This is a genomic window from Pseudomonas sp. MYb13 (genome assembly GCF_002980075.1).
Classification (GTDB): domain Bacteria; phylum Pseudomonadota; class Gammaproteobacteria; order Pseudomonadales; family Pseudomonadaceae; genus Aquipseudomonas; species Aquipseudomonas lurida.
The window spans coordinates 143,664-161,589 of sequence record NZ_PCQI01000003.1 but is presented as its reverse complement, the minus strand read 5'-3'; the positions used below and the strand labels follow the sequence as shown (position 1 = coordinate 161,589).

The window sequence follows — 17,926 nt, the reverse complement described above, 5'->3', positions numbered from 1 at the left end:
GGAGATTGCTCCTTATTTGGCCGCCATGCGCAAGGCGCCGTCGAGACGGATCACCTCACCATTGAGCATGCTGTTTTCAATAATGTGCCGCACCAGCGCGGCGTATTCGGCGGGTTTGCCCAGCCGTGGTGGAAATGGCACGCCGGCTGCCAGGGAGTCGCGTACTTCCGGGGTCATGCCGGCCATCATCGGTGTTTCGAAGATGCCGGGGGCAATGGTCATCACGCGAATACCAAAGCGCGCCAGTTCACGTGCAGCCGGCAATGTCAGGCTGGCGATGGCACCCTTGGACGCGGAATACGCAGCCTGGCCGATTTGCCCGTCAAATGCGGCCACGGAGGCGGTGTTGATGATCACACCGCGCTCGCCATCGGCATTCGCCTCGGTTTCAGCGATGGCGGCGGCGGCCAGGCGTAACAGGTTGAAGCTGCCGATCAGGTTGACGTTGATCACTTGGGCAAAGCTGGCCAGGCCGTGTGGCCCGTTCTTGCCGAGAATTTTTTCGCCACGCACCACGCCAGCGCAGTTCACCAGCCCGTGCAGGCCACCAAACGCTGCGACCGTGGCCTGCACGGCGGCTTCGGCGGCCGCTTCCTGGCTGATATCCGCGACAGCGCTGCGGGCGTTATCACCGAGCTGCTTGGCCTTGGCTGCCACGGCGTCGGCATTCAGGTCCACCAGCATGACCTTGGCACCGGCGGCGACCAGCATCTCGGCAGTCGCCGCGCCGAGGCCCGAGGCACCGCCGCTGACCAGGAAGATCTTGTTTTCAATCTGCATTGTTGTTTCCTTGAACGGTCCGAATCGTCGAAATAGTCGCCCCGCAGCGCACGCGCGGCAATGGTCAAAGCCTTCAACCTGCCTGACTGTTTTGGCCAGTCATCGACCTCGCCGATCAACCGGTCAGCCCAAGCGATTGGACGGCCAGGGATCAGGCTTCTAACCTGTAGGCCTGCGCCACCCCAACTGCTCCACGAAAAGAAGCCTGCATCGATGATAGTCCGCCCCAAACCCAACCTCCTGGGCATCCTGTTTTCCCTCAAGGGGTCGATTGCCAAGCGCATTGCCTTGCGCAGCCTGTTGGTGACCTTGCTGGCCTCGGTCATCGTGCTGGTAGAGACCCTGCACCCGGCGTATTTCTCCAAGGTCAACGCGACGCCGTTCACCCTGCTCGGGCTGTCGCTGTCGATCTTCATGAGCTTTCGCAACAACGCCTGCTATGACCGCTGGTGGGAAGGCCGCAAGCAACTGGGGCAGATGATCATCGATGTGCGCTCGTTGATTCGCGAAACCCAGGTGCTCAGTGATCCGGCCGAACGCGCTGGCTTGCTGCGCAACGTGTGTGGCTTTGCCCATGGCTTGATCGCACGCCTGCGCCACGAAGATGAGGCCCTGGCCATACAGCCTTGGGGCAAGGTCGCGCCCCACCACCCCAACCTCCCCGACAGCCTGCTGCAACAGCTGGGCGCGAGGTTGTCCGAGCTGGCCGAGCGAGGCGTGATCAGCGAATGGCGCTACACCCAGCTGGAAACCCGGTTGGTCAGTCTCAGCCAAGTGCAGGCGTCCTGCGAACGCATCAAGAGCACGCCACTGCCCTTCCCCTACACCCTGCTGCTGCATCGCACCATTTACCTGTTCTGCATCCTGTTGCCGTTTGCGATGGCCGAGCCGCTGGGCTGGTTGACGCCGGTGTTCACCGCCATCGTCAGCTACACGTTCTTTGGCCTCGATGAAATTGGCGACGACCTAGAGGACCCGTTCGGCTTTGACGAGAACGACCTGCCCTGCAATGCGATCCTGCGTACCCTGGAGCGCGAAGTCTTGGCTGCCCTCGGCGAAACCGATCTGCCGCCACCGCTGGAACCGGTGGAATACGTGCTGACCTGACACGGGTTTGACACCTGCCGTGGTCTGACCGAAGCTGACGACTTTGTACTAGCTGCCCAAGCTTTCGGACGCCTGCATGTCAAAGTCACGCCGTTACTCCATCATCGGCCTGTGCGCCCTGTTGTTGATTGTGCTGATCACCTGGTATTTCTCCCGTTCCACACCGGTGGCCGTGCCGCCCGCCATCGCCCATGGCTACGCCAAGGCCCTGAAACAGGCGCATAACGGTGAGCCCGGCGCGGCGCGCGTGTTGTACCAGCAACTGGGGCGGCCGGACTTGACTCCCGAGCGCCGGGCCGCACTGCATGCCGAACTGCCCAACTACCCCAGCCCCCAAGCCTTGAAGCTCGCGGACAAAGACCTGAGCAGCGATTCACCGCTGGTCCGCGAGGCGGCCATCCACAGCATTGTCGGCCTGGTGCCGACCGGCCAGCGCACGCTGCTGCTCGGCCCCGTGCTGGATGACCCCGAGCAGGAGGTGCGGTTTGCCGCCGCGAATGCGTTGCTTGGGTTGTCGCCCGACACCTTGGGCCTGTACTTCGGGCCCTTGCAGCAGGTGCTGGACGAGTTCATGAAAACGCTCAAGGCCCAGCCCGAAACCGCAGAAAGCTGGATCCAACTGGCGCGCCTCTACATCCACAGTGCCCTGTTGCCGGACGCGCAAAACGCCTTGGAACAGGCCATGCGCCTGCAACCGGACAACCTGCAGGCCGTCGTCGCGCAGATCGAACTGCTGGACAAACAAGGCAAGACTGACGAATCACGCCAGTTGCTGGCGCGCCAACTGGCGGCGCATCCCGAATCGGCCTACCTGCAACACGCCCTGGGCCTGTGGCTGTTGCACCATGGCGAACGCACCTATGCGCTGCTTGGCCTGTCCAAGGCGGTAGAGCTGGAGCCGGACAATCAGGATTATCGCTACGACCTGGCTACCACCCTGCACGCCCAGCAGGAATTGGAAGCGGCCCAGCGCCAACTGGAAGAAATCATCCAGCGCCATCCGGCCAATCGCAAAGCGCGGGTACTGCTCGTCAATTATTGGAAAGAGAGTGGCCAATTGCAGAACGTACAGGTGCTGCTGGCGCAACTCGAACAGCAGAATCCGGACGATCCCGCCTTGCAGCAAGGCCTTTGACGCCGCTCACGTCGATACAAATATTACGAAGTGTTGAACCGCCACAGGCCAGCACGGTCAAGAGTTTATGGCGCGCCTGAGGTGGCGCGTCCCTCTACTTGTACGTGACCTGAGGGCACTTCTTGTCTACATCCAAAGAGCTGTTCAGTGAAAAGGCGGCCACCGGCATCGAAGGTCTTGATGACATTCTTGCCGGGGGGCTATCGCGCAGCCACCTGTTCCTACTGGAAGGCGAACCCGGCACCGGCAAGACCACCGTCGCGCTGCACTTCCTGCAAGCTGGCGCCAAGAACGGTGAGACATGCCTGTACATCACGCTGTCCGAGACGGAGCGTGAGTTGCGCCAGGGCGCCGAATCCCACGGCTGGGACCTGGATGACAATATCCATATCTTTGAACTGACCCCACCGGAGAGCCTGCTCAACGCCGAGCACCAGCAGAGCCTGCTGTACTCCTCCGACCTGGAACTGGGTGAAGCCACCCGGCAGATCTTCGAGGTGGTCGAACGGGTCAAGCCGACCCGCGTGGTGGTCGATAGCCTTTCCGAGATCCGCTTGCTCGCCCAGAGCTCCCTGCGCTATCGCCGGCAAATCCTGGCGATCAAGCATTACTTTGTGCGCTACGACGCCACCGTGCTGCTGCTGGACGACCTGACCACCGAATCCCTCGACAAAACCGTGCACAGCGTCGCCCACGGGGTGATCCGCCTGGAAGAGCTGACCCCCAACTACGGCGCCGAGCGCCGCCGCGTTCGGGTGGTGAAATACCGCGGGCAAAAGTACCGCGGCGGCTTTCACGACTTCACCATCATGGCCGACGGCATCCATGTGTTCCCGCGGCTGGTCGCGGCCGAACATCGCGGCGGCTACGTGCGTGAGACATTGAGCAGTGGCATCGCCGAACTCGATTCATTGATGGGCGGCGGTGTCGAGACCGGCTCCAGCAGCTTGATCCTCGGCCCGGCGGGTACCGGTAAGTCGCTGATCTCGATGATCTTTGCCGCGGCCGCCGTGGCCCGTGGCGAGAAAGCCGCGCTGTTTATCTTTGATGAAGAGCTGGGCCTGCTGTTCGAGCGCATGAAAAACATGGGCATCGACCTCGCGGCCCTGCAGGCCACCGGCAATCTGCTGATCGAGCAGGTGGACGCTGCCGAGTTGACCCCGGGCGAGTTCTCCCACCGGGTGCGCCGTTGCGTGGACGAGCGTGGCATCAAGACCGTGGTCATCGACAGCATCAACGGCTACCAGGCTGCCATGCCGGAAGAAAACGCGCTGATCCTGCACATGCACGAACTGTTGCTGTACCTGAACCGTCGCGGCGCCGCGACCTTCATGACAGTCGCCCAGCACGGCCTGGTCGGTGACATGCAGGCGCCGGTGGACATCACCTACCTGGCCGACACTGTGATTCTGCTGCGTTACTTCGAGGCGCTGGGCAAGGTACGCCGTGCCATTTCGATCATCAAGAAACGCACGGGCATGCATGAATCGACCATTCGTGAATACCGCATCGGCAACCGCGGCCTGACGGTCGGCGAACCCCTGGATAACTTCCAGGGCGTATTGCGCGGTATTCCAACGTTCACCGGCACCGGCTCGCCTCTGCTCAAGGAAGAGGGATAGTGACTGCCCTATCCCCTGTCTCCGAGCGTGCAATCATCCTGGCGCCCTTGGGTCGTGACGGCTCATTGGCGCTGGCGATGCTCAATGAGGCCGGCTACACCGGCATGATCGCCAGCAACCTGACGATGCTCTGCGACGCGCTTGAAGAAGGCGCGGGACTGCTGGTGATTGCGGCCGAGGCCCTGCGCGGTGTCGACCTTGAGCCGCTGCTGGAGCACCTGCACCATCAGCCGGCCTGGTCGGACCTGCCCATCGTATTGATGACTCACCACGGCGGCAGTGAACAGAATGGTTCCTCCCACCTCAGTGGCTTGCTGGGCAACGTGACCTTCCTGGAGCGGCCCTTCCACCCCATCACGTTGATCAGCCTGGTGAGCGCCGCGTTGCGTGGGCGCCGGCGGCAATACGATGCCCGTGACCGGCTGATCGACCTCAGCGAAAGCGAGCTGCGCCTGCAACGCACGCTGGAAACACTTGAACAGCAAGTCGAGGAGCGCACTGCCCAACTGCGTACTAATGAAGAGGCGTTGCGCCAATCGCAGAAAATGGAGGCGGTCGGGCAATTGACCGGCGGCATCGCCCATGACTTCAACAACATGCTGACCGGCATCATCGGCAGCCTGGAGTTACTACGAAGGCGTGTTGCTCGCGGCAAACTGGACGATCTCGACGGCCTGATCGACCTGGGTGTGACGTCGGCTAACCGCGCCGCTGGCCTGACCCACCGCTTGCTGGCCTTCTCCCGTCGCCAGTCACTGGATTCCAAGCCCGTTGAGATCAACCAACTGGTCACCTCCATGGGCGAGCTGTTGCAACGCAGCATCAATGAAAGCATCGCCCTGGATATGCGCCTGGCCGCTGAACTGTGGACCGCCGAAGCCGACCCCAACCAACTGGAAAGCGCCCTGCTCAACCTGGTGATCAATGCGCGCGATGCCATGCCCGGCGGCGGCAAGCTGGTGGTCGAAACCAGCAACCGCCACCTCGACAGTGTGTTTACCGCGGCCTATGGCACGTTGACGCCAGGCGATTACGTCGAACTGAGCGTCAGCGATACCGGCTGCGGTATTCCCGAACACTTGCTAACGCGCGTGTTTGACCCGTTTTTCACCACCAAGCCCATCGGCCAGGGCACCGGCCTGGGGCTGTCGATGATTTATGGCTTCGCGCGCCAGTCCCACGGGCATGTCACCATCCACAGTGAAGTCGGCATAGGCACCACGGTCAGCCTGTTCCTGCCACGCTTTGTTGGCGAACTGCACACCCAGGAGCCGCTCAACCCGACATTGCTGTCCGTCGCCAATGTGGGTGAAACCATATTGATCGTCGAGGATGACCCGGCGGTGCGGGTGCTGGTCTGTGCCGTGCTCAAAGAGTTGGGTTATGCGTTTGTCGAAGCCGGTGATGCCGACACGGCGTTGCCCATCCTTGAGTCCGAGCAGCGCATTGACCTGTTGATCAGTGACGTCGGCCTGCCGGGCATGAACGGACGGCAGATGGCGGAAATCGGTCGCAAGATCCGGCCCGGGCTCAAGGTGTTGTTTATCACCGGGTATGCCGAACACGCGGCAGTACGGGGTGGTTTCCTGGACCCCGGCATGCAGTTGATCACCAAGCCGTTTACGTTTGATCTGTTGACGGCGAAGGTGCGGGAGATGATTCACGCGTGAGCTAGCTGCCGAAAAGCGCTGACATATTGAACAGCTGGGGGGACTGGAACCGTAACACCCCGGGGGGACACGAAGGTTTACACCGACGCGCATGAAAATTCGCTGAGGTCAGCCTGAAATTACCTTACGAGTCCGTTCAACCATGATTCCTTCCAGCCACGTTACCGCTCGCCGTCAACTGCCGCTGACTGCTGAACTTGAAAACCCGATCGTCAACCGAACACAGGCTGCAGCGCACGACAGCAATCCTGTCAGCGGGCCCGGACCCTTGGATGGCGACGCACAGGCCAAAGGCGACAGTGAATTGGCCGGCCTAGTGGCGCATGCGCTGCGGCTGGGGGCTCGTACCGGTCGAGTGGGTGATATCAACCATATTCCCCCTGCTTCAGCCTTCGGCCAGTGGTGGTCACACCTGCACGCTGTGATGAACAACCCACATTTCGTCAGGTGGGCGGCTGGCCAGAAAATTGATCGGTCAAAAGCGATAGAGATCAACCCCAGGGAAAACTACATCACCGCGATGGTCGACGGTCAGCGCAAGACGTTTTCGGGCTTCGATCACGGCTACGCCTGGACCTCGATGATGGCGCCGATCATGCGAGCGGTCAAAGCGGCGACCTCAGACTCTGGCTACATTTACAGCGCCTCAAACACGACATGGGCACCTTATTGGGCTATCGCGGACTTTTATGGCGAACCCATCATTGGGCAAACCAGAGAATCTGCCGAAGCGCGTGCCACCGAACTCGAACACGCAAAGGCCTTCGGCCCGACCTCACTTGCGCCTGAGCGATCCGAGGGGGTTCTGCAGGAGGAAAAGGCCAACCTGGCCAATAGCCACGATCAAACCAACGTCGCGTCGGCGCTGATCGATATCGTCCTGGCGGTCGACGATTTGTCCGCAGAACTGCTCTACCGCACGACCAAGGATCCCCTGGATAGCCTGTACCTGTCACCGTCGTTTGTCGAAGACAAGATTGAGCAACTTATCCGCAATAAAATGGGTAGCGTCAGTCTCTCACTGCATGCCGACTCCCCCTTCCAGCCGTCGCAAGAAAGCCCAACCGTCAGCCTCCACACCTACATCAGCGACAACGGCTGGGACGTGCCCAAGCACCGCGACGAGCTTTTCAATCTCGGTCGCAGCCTGACCACCCCGCCACTTTCCCAGCCTCCTCACGGAAACTTTGGTGGGGCGTTGTCCTGGCCTGTCCCATTGAATGATGACGACCGGTACAACGTGAGAAATGCCCTGCGCCGAAACACCCTGGGTCTCAGTGAGCTGCAACATTATGACGAAGACAAGGGTGTACTGGGATACCTGACACACAACCAGTCGTTTGCACCTTACCAACTGCATGACCCGGCGCGGTTTATCCAAACCTTGCTCGCTACACCGAAGGCCCAGGCACTGGGTAAGGCACTGCAGGAAAAGTTTGATGGCATATCGACTTCGCAGAGCAACAACGACTGGACTTTGGGTGCCTTGGGCGCCACGCTTGATAAGGAATCCGAAGCCGGAAACACGTCCGCTCCCGCCCGGACAGGCATCGCCGGGTTTGATATGGCCCGCTACGAACACTGGGGCCAGCATCCCTCTGTGGTGGTAGCAGGCCTGGTCAGCCACTTGGTTGCAAAAGGACGCGCCAGCGCCGAGCTGGCGCCTATCGCAGCCCATGTGCTGCTGTCTCGCAGGGCGCCAGCTTTCCTGGTCAAGGATATTCCCGAAAAAATCACCTACGGCTCTCATAGCTGGGTGAGCTTGAGCACTGCTGTGGCGCGCCTGGAGAGCCAGGCGCCGGGTGCGACTGCGCACATGAAATACGCAGAAGTGATGCAACGGGCTGCGCTGGCGCCCGTGACCGAACAGGCGCGGCAGGTGGAGCAAAGCGCTCAGCGGGATGCGCTCAAAGACTGGGGAGTTGCCCACGGTATTATCCCGCTCGATACTCTGGACGACTACACAGACGAGCAGATGCGGCGTGTCTTCAGCGCATTCAACACTCAAGTGTCGGCGCTGCACGAAGCCTCGCAAGTGCAGTCGACACCGATGCCCGAGCGCCCGAAGATCGCGCTCAAGGCGCTCCAGGAGGTCTTCGGAAATCTGCCATTCGAAAAAAAATGTATTACGCCCTTCGTTGAGAACCGTGACTTTCCCGGACCTTACTCGGTGTTGGATCTTTACCTCAAGGGTGAACTCAGGGGAACAGAATGGACGTCATCGTCCGCCGACATCGACGTAAGACGTATAGCCGCGAACGCAGGCAAACTCCCTGACGTAAACGAGATTTTTCACACTGAGCTCTACCGGTATTTTTCCTCGGCGCAACAGTCGACCGCCACGCACGTCAAGCATCTGATTGCAGCACTGCCGCTCGAGGATAGAAAAAAGCTTGAGTACGGAAAAATCACCTTGCTCAAGGAATATCTGCTTCCGAGCGTTCACTACCGCAATAGGTATAGCGAAAACTGGAAAGTACCTGGCAGCCTATTGGTAAAAGCGCAACTGGGTGGCAACGTCGACATTTATGAAGTCAACACGAAGCAAAACAGTGTTCGCAAACGCAATGAACTCATCGGCCACCCCACAGGGCGTGGCGTGTTGATGGATATTTACGTTCATAAAATGCTTTTGGAGGTTAAGCCTACCGGTAATTACCCATCCAACATCGCTGGCGAAAAACCCCTAAGGGGTACGCCAGACAGCTTTGCCAGCGAGAAGACCCGCTACATTGCCGACGCCCTGGTGCAAGACCTCGGTATCCGGGCGCTCGAGGATGAAGCCAGGGGCATCACGACCTTCGACACCGAAGTCCCGTTCTACAAAAAAGCCCGCGAGTTCATGCTCGATCTCATCCCCCTGCGCTCGGCGATCCAGAACTTCCGAGCCGGTAACATCGGCGATGGCATGGTTGACCTGGCCTTCGACGCGTTCGGTTTTGCCGTGGGTATAGGCACAGCAGCCAAAGGCGGCAAAGCACTCCAGGCCGGCGCGTCGACCCTGAATCGATTTTCTCGCGGAGCAAAAATCGTTGGCCGGGGCGCCCTTGGGAGCCTCAACCCGGTGGATGGTTGGATGGACTTGGCCCGGGGAGGCACACGGTTGATCAAGCAAGGCACCCGTCATGCAATGTCGGCAGGCGCGAGCGCAGTCAACGCGCTCAAGGGCGCCGGGCACTATGACGTGCTCAAGGCGGCGAGCAAACACTACGACGCCGTAGCGACGGGCACTTACAAGCGTGCAGAAGAGACTCTTGAAGGCGCTGCAGTGCTCAGGCATGGAAAATGGTACCGCTACGATCCAGCCTCGAGCCAAGCGTTCGGCACGGCGCTCAGTGACTTCTTACCGTCCATGGGCGGCACCTCTCCTGCCTTTGGAGACTGGGCGGTGGGTCAACGGGTATTAACGGACAGTGAAAAAGCGATCAAGGCCCGATGGGACGCGGCGGTCAAACGTTCCAAATTTGGCGTGGGAAAGTTTGAATTTGAAGCGGCGTATTACAGTACGAATCCACCCAAGGACTTGATGAACAAAACAAAAAATATGACAGCGATGGAATTGATGGCGCTGGCGCAAGGCAACACTACCCAGGCAGGCGTCATGGGGACGCTGGTCAGGCAATATGACAACTTGGCGTTTAAGCAGGGAAAAAAAACGGCGACCCAGTTTATCGACACTATCGACCCGGATTTCGGAACGGTATTTCCAATACCGCAAACCGTTTATCTCAGCTCGACAGCGCAGTTCTCTGACGGCCAGTGTGCAGCCCTATCACGCGCCCTTGCGACCGCCGTCGAGCAAGGCAAAGAGAAAACACTGATCAACAACCTGTTCAAGGCTGCTGCCCGTCCTGATACGGCAGAAGCCAGAGAGTTCATGCGCACCCTCAGTCGCCTTCAAACCTTTACCGGGGGAGAAAGTACCTTTCATGCACAGAAAGTGTTGCGACAGGTGACCCCTCAGGACATGGTCCGGGAGCTTTCTCGCTCGACTGTCACCCAATCCGTCATGATCGATTCGCCGGGACATGCGATGGCGGCAGGCGTTGTGGTTGATGGCGCCGATAAAAAATACTATTTCTATGACCCCAACGCGGGCGTCGCTTTCTTCCCAAGCGCCGAGGCAATGGAGACAGGGCTGACCAAACTATTCAATGATAAACGTCTGCAAGGCCAGTACAGAACGCATGGGGTTGATCCCAAACGCTTGGAATTCAAGATTTTTGACCACGACGATGGGTGGAGAAAACTGGCTAGTATCGACGAAGTGAGCTTCACAAAACTCTTTGACGTCCCCCTTCACGAAAATGCGGTGGCCAGCATCTCCCATGAGCGGTTGAAGGAGCGATGGGACACCTTGCAAAAGGTCCCGGGCAATGAAGGATTAAACTGCTATCAGGCTTCGCTGCGTGTCGCCCAGGCAGAACATAACCTTACACCCGAAGCCGTCGATGCAGTCAAAGCGGCTACGAAGGGAGGCGGTGCCACCAGTTATACACCGCGCTACCTGGAGTTGATGGGGATCACGCCTGACGACCTCAAAACCACCTTTAATGCAGCGGATATCAAAGAGTCCGGGTTTCTCAACTTCAAGCATGGCAATGACGGTGGGGAATTTGGTCACACCGTCTACATTCAGAAAACCGACAATAATGAATTATTCCTGTTCAACACCAACAGCCCTGACCTGGACGTGGCCATGATCAAGAATGGCAAGCCGATAGAGATAAGTGGCGGAATGACGGTGTTTCATCTCGATGACGCGGGTCAAAGAGGCCTGCAAGGGTTTCTGGACGGGATCGCTGTTGGAAAAGACTGGCAGTTTGTCTACACACCCGTAAGCACAGTCACGGCCAATGTACAGGGCCTGCCGCACTGATCAGGTAGAAATGGCGGCAGCGTAGCTATCGTCGCCGCCGCTCCCTTCACGCCAACAAACGCTGGATATGCTCTTGCAGCGTATCCAGGTCGAACGGCTTGGCCAGGATCGGCGCGTTTCGCGTGATCGGGCTGTTGCAGTCGAGGATTTCCTGCGGATAACCACTGATAAAGATGACCTTCAACTCGGGGCGCAACTTGATCGCCGGTTCGGCGATCTGCACGCCGGAGATCCCCCCCGGCAGGCGGTAGTCAGTGACCATCAGGTCCAGGTGCGGCTTGGTGGCGAGGATTTCGAAGGCCTGCTCGCCATCGATTGCCTTCAACACCCGGTAGCCCAGCCCGGCCAGGTATTCACCCAGCACAAACATAATGGATTCGTCGTCTTCGACGATCAGTACGACGTCTTGTGCATCTTCACTCATGGGAAGCCTTTGTCAGGTCATTTGCTGCAATTACGACCATGGGGTCATGCAGAGGTTGCGTCGAGGTGACGATTGATTTCACGCCGGTGCGTCCAGGGGCAGGCACACGCGAAACAGGGCGCCCTCGCCTATCTGGCTTTCGACCTCGATGGAGCCGCCATGAGCCGCGACGATCTGCTCGGAAATAAACAGGCCGAGGCCAAGACCCGCCGCCACCTGGCTGGCCGAGACCCGCTCGAACTGCTGGAAAATACGCTTCTGGTTCTCTTCGCTGATACCGATCCCCCGGTCACGCACTTCAACCCGCGCTTCTCCATGCGCGGTATACACGCGCACGTCCACAGGGCTCTTGGCCCCGTAGCGCAGGGCATTGGTGAGCAGATTGGTCACGACCTGCTCGATGCGGAATTCATCCCAGTTGCCCTCGACCGGCCCTTCAGCGCTCAGTTGCATGGACGAGTCGGCGGCCGCCACTTGCGGGGCGAAGTTTTCCACCAGGTTGCGCACCAGTTGCGTAAGGTCAAAGCGCGCCGGGCGAATGGACAGCTTGCCCGTGCGGATACGCGACACGTCGAGCATGTCTTCGATCAAACGGATCAGGCTCTGGATCTGGCGCTCGTCGCGATCGACCATGGCGTGCATCTTGTCCAGGGTGAATGCGGCGGCGTTGTCCCGGGCCAGGTGCATCTTGCGCAGCTGTGTCTCGAGGATCAGCCCATTGAGGGGCGTGCGCACTTCATGGGCGACGATCGACATGAAGTCGTCACGCATGCGCACGGCCTGCTCCAGCTCGGCCTGGGTAGCCTGCAGGCGCGTCAGCAGCAACTCCTGCTCGCGACGGCTACGTTCCAGGGCTTCGACCTGCTGCTTCATGGCCTTGCTCTGGCGATACAGATCGACGAACACATTGACCTTGCTCTTCACCGCATGGATATCCAGCGGCTTGTGCAGAAAGTCCACGGCACCGCTTTCGTAACCCTTGAAGGCGTAATTGAGCTCGCGGCCGGCGGCACTGACGAACACAATCGGGATGTTCTTGGTTTTCTCGGTACCGCGCATTAATTCGGCCAGCTCGAACCCGTTCATGCCGGGCATCTGCACGTCGAGAATCGCCATGGCGAATTCGTGCTCCAGCAACAGGGACAAGGCCTCGTCGGCGCTCAATGCCTTGAATACCTGGCGGTCCTCGCGCTTGATCAGCGCTTCGAGGGCCAGCAGGTTTTCCGGCAGATCGTCGACGATCAGCAGTTTGGCCTGGACAGTACTTAACATGGGGAATATTCCAGGGAAGCCAGCAATGAGCCAATGCGGCTCAACGTCAGAATGTGGTCGGGTGTATGCAGCGCCAGCGCTGCGCGGGGCATGACGGCAACACGTGCTTCAGAGGGCTCTTGCACCACGGTGGTCCCGCCTTGTTGCTTGACGTGGGCCAGCCCGCGGGCGCCATCCTGGTTGGCGCCGGTCAACAGAATGGCAAGCAGGCCTTTGCCGTAGGTATCGGCGGCAGAAACAAACAGGAAATCAATTGCCGGCCGCGAGTGGTGCACGCGGTCTTCCTGGCTCAGCGACAGGCTGCGATCATGCTCCACCGACAGGTGATAACCGGGGCCGGCGAAATACAGGGTGCCGGGCTTGAGCACTTCCTTGTCGCGCGCTTCAACCACCGGCATGGCGACACGCCGGTCAAACACCTCGGCCAATTGGCTGCGACGCTCGTCCGGCAAGTGCAGTACGGTGATGATTGGCAAGCCGAAGTCTGCGGGCAACTGAGCGAATATCGTCAGCAACGCCTCCACGCCACCAGCGGATGCGCCGATGACGATAGCTTCTATGCCCCGGACCGATGCCGGGCTGGCAGCCGCTTGATTCATAGCTTCCGGTAGATCCGTTCCTGTTTGACCAACGCTTCGAATTGTTTCCCGTAGGCGGAGAAATCCAGCGTTTCCTTACTGCCCAGCACCAGGAAGCCGCGATGACACAGCGACTCATGGAACAAACCAAACGCCCTATCTTGCAGCTTTTTATTGAAATAAATCAGGACGTTGCGACAGGAAATTAATTGAGTTTCTGAGAATACACTATCGGTTGCCAGGCTGTGGTCGGCAAAGGTGACATTCTCGCGCAGCGTTTTGTCGAAGATCGCGTAATCGTATGCCGCAGTGTAGTAATCGGCAAATGAACGTTGGCCGCCGGCTTGCTGGTAATTGGCGGTGTAGGCCCGCACGTTCTCCAGGGAGAAAATCCCCTGCTTGGCCTTGTCCAGTGACGCCGGGTTGATGTCAGTGGCGTAGATAATCGTACGCTCCAGCAGGCCTTCTTCGCGCAGCAGGATGGCCATGGAGTAGACCTCCTCGCCCGTACTGCAGCCCGCGATCCAGATCTTGATCGATGGGTAGGTCTTGAGTAGCGGTACCACTTCCTGGCGGATCGCCAGGAAGTGCGACGGGTCGCGAAACATCTCGCTCACCGGGATCGTCAGGAATTGCAGCAACTGCATGAACGCCGCCGGGTCATGCAGCACGCGCTCCTGCAGGGCGGATATGGTCGCGCAATCGAACTGGCGCAGCGCATGGGCCACGCGGCGTTTCACCGACGCCCCGGAGTAATCCCGGAAGTCATAGCTGTACTTGAGGTAAATCGCCTCGATCAACAGGCGCAGCTCAATGTCGCTGCTTTTGTCCAAAAAACATTGCTCCACTTAAATGCGTTCCATCTTCGGTAGCCATACGCGAATCAGTGAGAACAGACGATCCAGGTCAATCGGCTTGGCCAGGTAATCGTTGGAACCCGCCGCGAGGCAGCGCTCCTGATCGTCCTTCATGGCCTTGGCCGTCACCGCGATGATCGGCAGCTTTTTCCAGCGCGGGTCCTGGCGGATCAAGGCGGTGGCCTCGTAACCGTCCATTTCCGGCATCATCACGTCCATCAGCACCAGGTCGATATCGTCGACTTCATTGAGTTTGTCGATAGCTTCACGGCCGTTACGCCCGATGACCACTACCGCACCCTTGTGCTCCAGGGCGCTGGTCAGGGCGAAGATATTACGCACATCGTCGTCGACCAGCAGGATCTTGCGCCCCTCGAAGACCTTGTCGCGGCTGCGCGCGGTCTTGAGCATCTTCTGGCGGTCATGGGACAGCTGGGATTCGACTTTGTGCAGAAAGAGTGTGACCTCATCCAGCAAGCGCTCCGGCGACCGGGCTCCCTTGATGATGATAGAGCGCGAATACTTGCGCAGCTCGGCCTCTTCATCGCGGGTCAGGTTGCGACCGGTGTAGACGATAACGGGCGGGAACGAGCAGATATCCTCGGTGGCCATGCGCTTGAGCAGTTCGTTGCCGAGCATGTCCGGCAGCTTGAGGTCGATGATCATGCAGTCGTAGATATTGGTCCGCAGCAAGTCCAGGGCGGCCTGGGCGAAACCCACGTCGGTGATCTCGATGTCATCGTCGCCGATCAGGCGGGCAATGCTGTCGCGCTGCAGGTCGTCGTCCTCTACCAGCAGCACACGCTTGACCTTCTGTGTCAGCTTGGCTTCCAGGCGCGCAAACACGTCCTTGAGCTCTTCGCGGGTGGTGGGCTTGACCGCATAGCCGATGGCGCCCATGTGCATGGCGGCTTCGACACGGTCCTCCACAGAGATTACATGCACCGGGATATGGCGGGTGTTGGCGTGCTCTTTGAGGCGCTGCAGCACGGTCAGCCCGGAATGGTCCGGCAGGCGCATGTCCAGCAGGATCGCATCGGGCACGTATTCCTCGGCCAGGCTGTAGCCTTCGTCTGCGCCGTGCGCCACGAGGCAGTGATAGCCCAGCTCATGGGCCAGGTCGAACAGGATACGGGCGAAGTTCGGCTCGTCCTCCACCACCAGGATGCAGCGTGTGGTGAACGGCGCCTTGTCACGGTCGTCGGCAAAGCGCGGGATCTGGCTGGTATCGGCCACCGGCAGCGGCGATACCTTGACAGGCACCGGCGCGGGCGCCACGGCGACCTGGCGTGGCTGTTCGACCGGGGCGGCGTTTTCTTCACGCTCGACATACTTTTCCGGCAGTACCAGGGTGAAGACACTGCCCTTGCCGGGCTCACTGCTCACGCTGATGTAGCCGCCCAGCAGGGTCGCCAGGTCACGGGAGATCGACAGGCCCAGCCCCGTGCCGCCATACCGGCGATTGGTGGTGCCGTCGGCCTGGCGGAAGGCTTCGAAGATGCTTTCCTGCTGGTCCGGGGCAATGCCGATGCCGGAGTCGCGAACCGTGAAGGCAATACCCTCCCCTGGCGCGCGGGACACGCTAAGGCTGACGTCGCCCTGTTCGGTGAACTTGACCGCGTTGGACAGGAGATTCTTGAGGATCTGTTCCAGGCGCTGGCGGTCGGTAAACAGCATGGTCGGCGAACCTTCCTGGACTTCCACGTGAAAGCCCAGCTTGCGATCGGCCGCCAACGGCTCGAACATCCCGCGCAGGCCGTCCACCAGGCGCGCCACACTGGAGTTTTCCGGGCGCACTTCGAGCTTGCCGGCCTCCACCTTGGAGATGTCGAGGATGTCATTGATCAGGTTGAGCAGGTCATTGCCGGCGGAATAGATCGACTCGGCAAACTTGACCTGTTCGGCGCTGAGGTTTTCCTGGGGGTTCTCAGCCAGCAACTTGGCCAGGATCAGCGAGCTGTTGAGCGGCGTGCGCAGCTCGTGGGACATATTGGCGAGGAATTCGGACTTGTACTTGCTGGAGCGCTGCAGTTCTTCGGCGCGATCCTCCAGCTCGATCTGAGCCTGGTTGAGCTCGATGTTCTTGCGGTCCATGGCGTCGCGTTGCTCGGCCAGTGTCTGCGTCTGCTCGGCCAGCTGTTCGTTGGTCTGCTCCAGCTCGGCTTGCTGGGTTTCCAGGTGAGCCTGGGATTCCTTGAGGATACGCGACTGCTCTTCCAGCTCTTCGTTGGCGGTCTTGAGCTCTTCCTGCTGCACTTGCAGCTCTTCGTTGAGCTGCTGGGTTTCGGCCAGCACTTCCTGCAGGCGCTGGCGATAGCGGGCCGCCTCGATGGAGGTGCCGATATTGCCTGCGATGAGCTCCAGCAGCTCTTCGTCGCGCTCCTGCAGCGGACGCAGGAAGCCCAGTTCGAGCACGCCATTGACGCGATCATCATCGCTGGTGGGCATGACCAGCACGCTGCGGGTATGCCCTTCACCCAGGCCGGAGCTGACCTTGAAGTAGTCCACCGGCACATCGTCCAGGCGAATCAGGCGATCCAGTTGGGCCGCCTGGCCGACAATGCCTTCGTCACTGTAGATCGCTTGTTCCAGCTGTTCCTGCTCGCGGGAGAAGCCGTAGGTGGCCACGCGCCGCAGGCCGCCGTGTTCTTCACGCACGTACAGCGCGGCAACGGCGGAGCCCATGTACTGGGCAAAGAATTGCAGGATATTGCGCCCGAGCATGTTCAAGCTGAGTTGACCGAGTACCTGTTCAGCCAGTTCAGTCTGGCCGTTGCGCAGCCAGGCTTGTTGTTCCAATCGGCCTGCAATCTTCTGTTGCGACGCGAGGTTTGCGCTGTAACTCTCTGACAACGCGACTAAATTCCTACGACCGATATACGCCAGGAAACCACTCAGGCCTAGCACGAAGACCAGGTACAGGGTGACGCTGACCACGGTGGTGCGGGTGACTTCCTGGTTGCGGGTGATGCGGAATTGCTGCTCCATCGCCACCGCGTCGTCGTATTCCTTGCGGATCTCGTCGGTCAGGCGCTTGCCGCGGCCGGCCTTGACCGCACTGCGGTAATCGCCGCTGTTGCGCTGCATATCAATCATCGACTGGGCGTAGTTGTTCCACTCGACCTGCAGCGCTTCCAGGCGTTTGAGGCGATCCACCTGCTGCGGGTTGTCCGCTACCAGTTCCTGCAGGTTGCGCAGGTCGGCAATGATCCGTGGCTTGGCCACTTCGTAAGGATCGAGGAAATGCTCGTCGCCGGTGATCAGGAACCCACGCATGCCGGTTTCCAGGTCGACGGTCAGCTTGGACGACTCATTGAGGTTGTTGATAACCCGATCGGTGTGCTCCACCCATTGAATGACCGACAACAGATAAGTGATCAAGACGACGAAAAACACAGCACTGAGCACGCCCACACCCAGGGGCAATGCCACGTTTCTGCTCAGCAGGTTACGAAAGCTGTTTTCATCGACGGACGACGCGGGAGTCATGGGCATGCCTTGGCCAAAGGTGGAAAAACCGGGAGTTTGCCCCAAAGTCGCGCGCAAACGCTATTTTTCTCTATCTCAAAGCCATTACGTCCTTGCTCGACAGGCGAGAATTC

Annotated in this window: 11 protein-coding genes; 5 read left to right on the top strand and 6 right to left on the bottom strand. The window is 59.7% G+C overall.

What is annotated here, in order from left to right:
* Nucleotides 1-12 precede the first annotated feature (12 nt).
* A complete protein-coding gene (locus CQ002_RS07635; RefSeq protein WP_034105232.1) occupies nt 13-780 on the bottom strand; it encodes an SDR family NAD(P)-dependent oxidoreductase in 768 nt (255 codons plus the stop codon).
* Nucleotides 781-993: 213 nt separating this feature from the next.
* Between CQ002_RS07635 and CQ002_RS07630 the strand changes: the two genes are divergently transcribed.
* The 5 genes from CQ002_RS07630 (at nt 994) to CQ002_RS07610 (ending at nt 11,193) form a co-directional block, all read left to right on the top strand.
* A complete protein-coding gene (locus CQ002_RS07630; RefSeq protein ID WP_034105231.1) occupies nt 994-1,887 on the top strand; it encodes a bestrophin family protein in 894 nt (297 codons plus the stop codon).
* Nucleotides 1,888-1,963: 76 nt separating this feature from the next.
* Nucleotides 1,964-3,022, top strand: a complete 1,059-nt coding sequence (locus tag CQ002_RS07625) for a HEAT repeat domain-containing protein (RefSeq protein ID WP_098466523.1) — start codon at nt 1,964-1,966, stop codon at nt 3,020-3,022.
* 122 nt (nt 3,023-3,144) lie between these two features.
* Nucleotides 3,145-4,644 (top strand): ATPase domain-containing protein, encoded by a 1,500-nt coding sequence (locus tag CQ002_RS07620; protein ID WP_034105227.1) that lies wholly within the window; start codon nt 3,145-3,147, stop codon nt 4,642-4,644.
* Nucleotides 4,644-6,314 carry an ATP-binding protein gene (locus CQ002_RS07615; RefSeq protein WP_034105225.1) on the top strand — a complete coding sequence of 557 codons (1,671 nt, stop codon included), beginning with the start codon at nt 4,644-4,646 and terminating at the stop codon, nt 6,312-6,314. The genes CQ002_RS07620 and CQ002_RS07615 overlap by 1 nt, the downstream gene beginning before the upstream one ends.
* Before the next feature lie 142 nt (nt 6,315-6,456).
* Nucleotides 6,457-11,193, top strand: coding sequence for a hypothetical protein (locus tag CQ002_RS07610; RefSeq protein WP_105162293.1), 4,737 nt, complete (start codon nt 6,457-6,459; stop codon nt 11,191-11,193).
* Between the two features lie 46 nt (nt 11,194-11,239).
* Here CQ002_RS07610 and CQ002_RS07605 read toward each other — a convergent pair whose 3' ends face one another.
* The 5 genes from CQ002_RS07605 to CQ002_RS07585 all read right to left on the bottom strand — a co-directional run bounded on the left by CQ002_RS07605 (nt 11,240) and on the right by CQ002_RS07585 (nt 17,813).
* Complete coding sequence (locus CQ002_RS07605) at nt 11,240-11,617, bottom strand: response regulator (RefSeq protein ID WP_003217591.1); 378 nt, start codon at nt 11,615-11,617, stop codon at nt 11,240-11,242.
* A 78-nt stretch (nt 11,618-11,695) separates the two neighbouring features.
* Nucleotides 11,696-12,889 (bottom strand): hybrid sensor histidine kinase/response regulator, encoded by a 1,194-nt coding sequence (locus CQ002_RS07600; protein WP_034105219.1) that lies wholly within the window; start codon nt 12,887-12,889, stop codon nt 11,696-11,698.
* The gene (locus CQ002_RS07595) at nt 12,883-13,488 is read right to left on the bottom strand and encodes a chemotaxis protein CheB (RefSeq protein ID WP_034105217.1); all 606 of its coding nucleotides are present in this window, start codon (nt 13,486-13,488) and stop codon (nt 12,883-12,885) included. The genes CQ002_RS07600 and CQ002_RS07595 overlap by 7 nt, the downstream gene beginning before the upstream one ends.
* Nucleotides 13,485-14,315, bottom strand: a complete 831-nt coding sequence (locus CQ002_RS07590; RefSeq protein ID WP_371919443.1) for a protein-glutamate O-methyltransferase CheR — start codon at nt 14,313-14,315, stop codon at nt 13,485-13,487. Before CQ002_RS07590 ends, CQ002_RS07595 begins: the two co-directional genes overlap by 4 nt.
* Nucleotides 14,316-17,813 carry a response regulator gene (locus CQ002_RS07585; protein ID WP_105162294.1) on the bottom strand — a complete coding sequence of 1,166 codons (3,498 nt, stop codon included), beginning with the start codon at nt 17,811-17,813 and terminating at the stop codon, nt 14,316-14,318.
* Nucleotides 17,814-17,926 lie beyond the last annotated feature (113 nt).